The sequence below is a fragment of the Bacillus sp. AFS037270 genome (assembly GCF_002585305.1).
This window is the reverse complement of sequence record NZ_NUNF01000022.1, coordinates 193-7,260: the sequence shown is the minus strand read 5'-3', so window position 1 is coordinate 7,260 and position 7,068 is coordinate 193. Positions and strand designations below refer to the sequence as shown.

The following is a 7,068-nucleotide window of genomic DNA, read 5'->3' as shown; positions in this document are numbered from 1 at the left end:
TAGTTTTCAAAGAACAATTTTTCATATCGCTAAAAGCGACTTTTATAATATATCATCCACAATCAGCAAAGTCAATAACTTTTTTAAAGTTATTTTTCACTGTCAGCAGCGACAAATAATAATATAACAAATAATCTGCATGTACGTCAACTTCTTTTTGCAAAAATTTTTAACCCTTAAAGAAATTTTTAAAAGCATTTAGTTTTTATGGTCCATAGCTACTAGAGATTCATTAATAAAAATAATGAATTTTTTCATTAGTAGACCTCCTCACTTTTGTGTTCCCTATTGGAAATTCCGTCTAAATCACTCTATACCAATTAAAAAATGAGTATCAAATTAATATACAACAATTTGGTACTCATTTTAATTAACATTATTTAATGTTTGCTATAGGTAAAGGAACCCGTTCCTTTAATAGAAGGCTTTTCTTTGATCATTTATGGGCTCCTCTGTATTGAGCTGTTGTTAGTTCTTTTATATATGGTTCAAGTTCGGGCATCCGTTTTTCTTTTGCCAGATTAATAGCGAGTTCAATATTATAAGGGACTCGAACAAATTGAATCGAAAAACTGCCTACTTCTTCAACTCCATAACTTCCTTCTAGAATGGCATAAGATGCTTGGGGTATATCTAGGGGATTTCCTACACTTCCTACATTACATAAGGTTTTTCCTTTTATATTCTGAATGTATGCATTGTGTATATCCCCATAGCAAACAACATCTGGCTCCCTGTTGCCAAGTATATTTTCCGTTTGATTGGTATTTTCAAACATGCTCAAACGGCGGTCGATGGTGTCCCATGGCTGAACTCGGTCATAGTAGCTTCTTGGAGAAGCATGAAAAAGTCTAATTAATCTCCCACTCATCATAAACTCTACTGAAAAAGGAAGATGTTCTAAAAATTGATTCTGTTGAACAGTTAATTGATTTTGATGCCATTTGATTGTTTCTGACTCAGTTGGTTTGGTAATAAAATCATCCCAGTTGCCTTTAACCGTTACAGCACAAACATTCTTGATTATGTCAACTGCCTCACTTGAATCGGGGCCTTTACCAACTAAGTCACCTAAACAGATGATTTGTTCAATTTTTCTAGTTTGGATATCTTTTAGGACGGATTGCAGTGCAGGAATATTTCCATGTATATCTGAAATAACAGCGATTTTATCCAAATCTTTACCCCCTTTTTACTCGATTTTTACTATTATTTCTCTTTTTAAATTAAAATTCCTCTTTAAAACTTCTGTATTTATTATCCTTACAAATAGGTCTATTAAACGAACCTAGTGCGCGTAGCGTCTGTAAAAGGAGATTCATGAGCACTGTAAAGAGCTAACAATGCCCGCCGCGTCTTTAAATAGAGGCACATGGGCACTGTGATGACCCAACAGTGCCCCTCGCGTCTATAAAAGGAGACGCATGGCCCTATACAACCAACCGACCGCTTTCACAAAAAGATATCTTTTTATAGCTCGTTTTGTGGTATAGTCGAAATCCTTATATAGACCACCATTTTTATGCCTCTCGAACTTACCCACTGGTTTTAACAATACCCCTTTTTCACAACAAGCAATCAATAAAAATCAACACTTCATGCTCCTTACTCCTCTAACCGCAAGTTTTTGGTTATAATAAAGGAATATGGATTTTTTTACAGGTGAATTTTTTAATAGACCATTTTTTGATGGTTCACGCATTTAGCATGGACATTTAATATACTAAGGGTTCCAGTTAAAGGGGTACATTATTTATGCTTAAAACTAGGTTTATCAAATTACTGACAACTAAATTAGAGAATGGCCGCTTTCTGTTGACGGCCCAGAACGAAAAGGGCTCTTATATGAACCCGTTCAGATGGAAAAACCTCGTTTTTAGCAGCCATGAAGAAAGTTTTTTTGGTACCCTTCTTGAGACCGAAACGGTGAACGACGTCGAAGGTATCGTCGTGAGCGGCTGGCAGCTCGTCTCTTTGTTTGCCAAAGAATCCTTCAATCGCTTTATTGATTGGGACTGGAATGAGCAATCTGAGATCTGTCTTGCTTCCGCCCTTACACTTTATGAAGGTATTATAGAGAAGGATTGGCTCCCGGATTTTTCAGTCTGGGAACATGGCGATTTCCGTTGGAAGCTGCCAGAACGGGTTAAGGATGAATTTGACTCTTCTTTTTGGGAGCAATCCATCGAGGATGAGCATCAAGTCTTAGTTAGCGAGGATCACAGTCTTGGTACAACCAAAGACTATATTTCTGATTTATATAACGGAGCTCTTGATGCTTATTTAACACGAAATGCTGCTATGAGAGAGCTGTTTGGTCCAAAATTGGATTTACTGAGAAAGCAGAATATTTCCGGTGTGGAACTGGCTCGTTATTTTGATGAAGAAAGCTGGCTGGAATGGGTCGGAATCAAGGAAAGCGATACGCCGTTTACAATAGGATTGCGGCTAGAGGAACCGGTTGATGGCGAGGGTGCTTGGGTCCTAGGTGTGTTTTTACGTGGAAAGAAAAATCCTGATGATATCTATGATGTCGAAGGTGTCAGAAAGATTCCTGCCAAGTGGCATCCATACCTAGAAAAAGTGGATCAAGAGCGGACCCGCTGGGCCCGTTTAATTCCATGGCTTGAAGAGGATGGCTTTTTCAAGACCCACCTTACCGAGGAAGAGGCATGGATGTTTTTAACCGATGCTAGTGAAACCTTGGTCGCACTTAATGTCGAGATCCTCCTTCCTTCCTGGTGGCAGGCGATGAAGAATGCTAACTTGAAGGTGAAAGCATCCTTGAAGGGGTCATCCAGCCATCGGCCGTCGTTTGTAGGGCTGCAGGCGATGCTTGATTTCAACTGGCGTTTTTCCATGAACGGTGTTGATTTGTCAGAAGATGAGTTTGGTAAGCTAGTCGAGGAAAAGCGCCGGCTCGTGTTTATCCGGGGCCGCTGGGTGAAACTTGACCCGCAGTTTATTCGACAAATTCAGGATTTGATGAAGCGTGCCGAAAAAGAGGGCTTGCATGTCCGCGATTTGCTGGAGCAGGAACTCGTTGATTCGACAGAAACCGAAGAGGAATTGGAGAATCCAAAGGCGTTTGCGAAGATTCAAATTGAGTTGAACCGGCAATGGAAGCAGATGGTCAAGATGCTGTCGGAGGTACATGAGATCCCGCTCGAAACTGTTCCGGAAGGGTTGAACGGTGAGCTCCGTCCTTACCAGCAGCTTGGTATGAGCTGGCTTTGGTTCCTGCGGCAATTCGGATTCGGTGCCGTCCTTGCCGATGACATGGGTCTCGGTAAAACAGTCCAGCTCATCTCCTACCTTTTAAAGGTAAAGAACGAGGATACCTTAGAAATGGTGCCTGACACCGTTAGCACTACTAAGAAGAAAAAAGCGTCTGGTGAAGCGGACACTGCCGCAAAGGTGAAGGTGCCGGTGAAGTCGGCGCTGATTATCTGTCCGACGTCGGTGCTTGGAAACTGGCAGAAGGAGCTGGAACGGTTTGCTCCGGAGATGAAGGTGTATCTTCATTATGGTTCAAACCGGCTGAAGGAAGAGGTCTTTACGGAAAAAATCCAAGACGCTGATGTTGTCTTGACTTCTTATGGATTAAGCCATCTTGATTCAGAAGAGTTCGAATCAGTAATATGGAGTTCGATTGCCATTGATGAAGCGCAAAACATTAAGAATGCCCAAACAAAACAATCAAAGGCGGTACGCAGGCTGCGCGGCCGTCACCATATTGCCTTGACAGGAACGCCAATGGAGAATCGCCTCTCCGAGCTGTGGTCCATCTTTGATTTCACTAATCACGGCTATCTTGGCAGCTTAGGGCAGTTCCAGAAGAAGTTTGTTATTCCGATTGAAAAGGATGAAAAGAAAGAAAAGGTTCAGCAGCTTCAGTCGTTGATTCGACCATTCTTGCTGCGTCGGACGAAAAAGGATGAAGAGGTTGCTCTTAATCTGCCAGATAAGCTTGAGCAAAAGGAGTACTGCCCGCTTACGGCTGAACAGGCATCGTTGTACGAGCAGCTAATCCACGATACCTTTGCGGAGATTGAAAAGTTATCAGGCTTTGAGCGTAAAGGTTTAATTCTCCAAATGCTGACTCGTTTGAAGCAGTTATGTAATCACCCTGCTCTCTATTTAAAGGAACAAGCAATTGGCCGCGAGCTGGTGGACCGCTCGAATAAAATGGAGAAGCTTGTTGAACTGGTTGATGCTGTTTTAGATCAAGGCGAGAGTTGTTTAATTTTTACTCAATATATTGAAATGGGCGAAATGATCCGCAGTACGTTGAAGAAGAAGTTTGGCATTGAGGTGCCGTTCTTGAACGGAAGTGTACCGAAGACACAGCGTGACAGCATGATTGAGCGGTTTCAAAATCAGGAGTTCCCTGTGTTTCTGTTATCGTTGAAGGCTGGCGGAACGGGGTTGAACCTAACAGCTGCGAACCATGTTATCCATTATGACCGCTGGTGGAATCCGGCCGTCGAGAATCAAGCTACAGACCGGGCTTACCGGATCGGCCAATCCAAGTTTGTCCATGTCCATAAGTTGATTTGTACAGGGACGCTTGAAGAGAAGATTGATGCTATGCTGGAGAAGAAACAATTTCTCAATGACCAAATCATCACTAGTGAAAACTGGCTTACTGAGCTTTCAACTGATGAACTGAAGGACCTTGTGTATTTAGGGTAATACTTGGACCAGGGTGCCGGCGAGGGCAACATTAATACAATGATTAGATCAGAAACGGTGACAGGCACCATTTCCAACAGCAAAGAAGTAAAAAAGGAAGATTCTATTCATTTTAGAATCTTCCTTTTTTTATCGTTCACATGCAATTAGATCTTTATCTCTGTCACTTTTTTTATTTGCATCATAAAGAGCTTGTGAAACAAAAGGTTTGTAATAAGTCTTTCCACCTTTGTTTTTTACGGAAGCTAAACGAGCAACTCCACCTTTATAAACCTTGTTCAATTCTGTACAATTTTTGAAAGTCACAATCTTAGTTGCTGCTTCTGACTCCCCTGCAGAGCCTAATGTAAAACCTAATAAAAGCGCAAACGGAATTCCTACTTTGAAAAACTTTTTCACGATAAATACCTCACTTACATATTTTACTATTTCCAGTATTTATCTTAATTGAAATAAACCATTTTGACAATTTAAAAATTGTGAATTAATACATCCTTATAGTGTTTGACGCTGATTTCTTATTATTTCAAAGTATTGTGTATCTCCTAATCCATAATCTGTGAATTTGTTAATTAGAGCTAGTACAAGTTCTTTATCTGGAATATCTTTGTGCTCTTGTATATAAAGCATAAGATCACTATCTTTATTCAGATAACTCAAATATAGCTCTATCCCCTTCTTTATAGGCGCTGGAAGGATATTCTCAGGCATTGTCTTATCGATCAAAACCTGCTTGTAAATAGAATAATACCCCTCTGCTTTTACGGTAAAATGACTCACAGGTTTAAACTTATCCGCGACTATATGAATATCGATAGCATCTTTAGAATCTGCTTGATCTAACCAAGCAAGAATAGTTATGAGATTGATTTGACAGAACATATCGGCATCAAACCATAATTCTATATGAGAGAATTCTTTATCAAAAAAAGGCTGCAACGGTTTTAGCGTGTGTTCCGTATATTGTTCTGGAGTTACGTGATGAATTTTTGCCCGTATATCGATGAATTCCAGTGAAAATAGATTGTCACAGGTACCTCCATAACACATCGCCTCATTAAAAGGGACCATGCATTCCTGTCCAAGAAAATTTGTTTCCTCGTAATAATTAAACATAGCTTGTCCATTTAAAATATGTAATGTCTTATTTTGAGCCATCTCTTTAACTCCTTATTTTTATTCGCCACCTGAGCCTTCCCCACCATTATTAAGCTTAAGCCGCCAATCAATTGATTTCCAGTCTAAGATACCCTCTCTTGTTTATCTGTTTACTCCATCCACTGTCAGGGAATATTATAATGTAATTTCGTTTATTGAGGAGGACAAAATGCATAAGAGTTCTTGTTTTAGTGAGTATGACACCTTAAAAAAAGTGGTGTTATGCTCAGCAACCTATATGACCATCCGCGAACCCATTAATGAGACTCAAAAACAATTTTTAAAAGAAAACATTGATACAGAACTTGCTAAAAAACAGCATCAACAGCTCGTGCAAGTCTTAGAGGAAAACGGTGTTGAAGTCCTGTTACTTACTCCTTCAGAGAAATATCCTGAACAAGTATTCACTCGTGATATTGGTTTTACGCTGGGAAATCAGGTGTTTGTGGCCCATATGGCACATGATGTCCGTCAAGGTGAAGAGCAGCCGTTAATTGATTTACTTGAAAAGGAACTAATCACGTATACCAACCTATTGGAGGACAAAATTGAAGGCGGCGATGTTTTAATTGACCGCAACACTGTTTATATCGGCGTAAGTAACCGTACCAATAAAAAGGCCATTGAACATTTACAAAGTTTGTTACCCACTTTTGAAGTCATAACCGTCCCGTTTACTGATACATATCTCCATTTAGACTGTGTTTTTAATATTCTCTCAGAGGATGAAGCCTTAATTTTTCCAGGTGAAATTGATGAGGACAAACTAAAGATTCTTTCTTCTAGATATAATTTAATTAAGGTATCAGAAGAAGAACAAGCTACTCTAGGAACTAATGTGCTTTCAATCGGAAACAAGCGCGTGTTAAGTTTACCCATCAATAAGGAAGTAAACAAAAAGCTAAAGGACCGCGGCTATGAAGTGATTGAGGTCGATATTTCAGAGATTATTAAATCTGGCGGCGCCTTCCGCTGCTGTACCATGCCGATTTTGAGAGAAACTCCACAATAACCGCAGTATTCGGACGGATCACTCAGGTTCAACGGTGATAGTCCGAATGCCGCACTATTTCGTACGAAATACTGTAAATTATAATGCACTAGAAGATGACTAACTAATAGAATATTGATTCACGACAAAAAATGATTTATCGGAGTAGAACTTATTGACGACCGTTATCCCCAAAAATCATTTATCTGGGTAGTCAATAGACC

At 40.0% G+C, this 7,068-nt stretch carries 5 protein-coding genes; 2 read left to right on the top strand and 3 right to left on the bottom strand.

Features of this window, described 5'->3' with window-relative positions; genetic code table 11:
- Positions 1 to 436 precede the first annotated feature (436 nt).
- The gene (locus COD92_RS11800) at positions 437 to 1,177 is read right to left on the bottom strand and encodes a metallophosphoesterase family protein (RefSeq protein ID WP_098526886.1); all 741 of its coding nucleotides are present in this window, start codon (positions 1,175 to 1,177) and stop codon (positions 437 to 439) included.
- Between the two features lie 578 nt (positions 1,178 to 1,755).
- Between COD92_RS11800 and COD92_RS11795 the strand changes: the two genes are divergently transcribed.
- Positions 1,756 to 4,695: a DEAD/DEAH box helicase gene (locus tag COD92_RS11795; protein ID WP_098526885.1), complete on the top strand. Its 2,940-nt coding sequence runs from the start codon at positions 1,756 to 1,758 to the stop codon at positions 4,693 to 4,695.
- Positions 4,696 to 4,824: 129 nt separating this feature from the next.
- Here the strand turns inward: COD92_RS11795 and COD92_RS11790 are convergent, their stop codons facing one another.
- Entirely contained in the window at positions 4,825 to 5,094 is a 270-nt protein-coding gene (locus tag COD92_RS11790) for an excalibur calcium-binding domain-containing protein (RefSeq protein WP_098526884.1), read from the bottom strand.
- A 96-nt stretch (positions 5,095 to 5,190) separates the two neighbouring features.
- A complete protein-coding gene (locus COD92_RS11785; protein WP_098526883.1) occupies positions 5,191 to 5,853 on the bottom strand; it encodes an AraC family transcriptional regulator in 663 nt (220 codons plus the stop codon).
- Positions 5,854 to 6,022: 169 nt separating this feature from the next.
- On the opposite strand from COD92_RS11785, the gene COD92_RS11780 reads away from it, so the two are divergent.
- A complete protein-coding gene (locus COD92_RS11780) occupies positions 6,023 to 6,865 on the top strand; it encodes a dimethylarginine dimethylaminohydrolase family protein (RefSeq protein WP_098526882.1) in 843 nt (280 codons plus the stop codon).
- Positions 6,866 to 7,068 lie beyond the last annotated feature (203 nt).

Bases quoted from the DNA above. Each gene is read 5' to 3' on its own strand.
- COD92_RS11780 (WP_098526882.1), top strand. From the start codon at position 6,023: ATGCATAAGAGTTCTTGTTTTAGTGAGTATGACACCTTAAAAAAAGTG.
- COD92_RS11785 (WP_098526883.1), bottom strand. From the start codon at position 5,853: ATGGCTCAAAATAAGACATTACATATTTTAAATGGACAAGCTATGTTT.
- COD92_RS11795 (WP_098526885.1), top strand. From the start codon at position 1,756: ATGCTTAAAACTAGGTTTATCAAATTACTGACAACTAAATTAGAGAAT.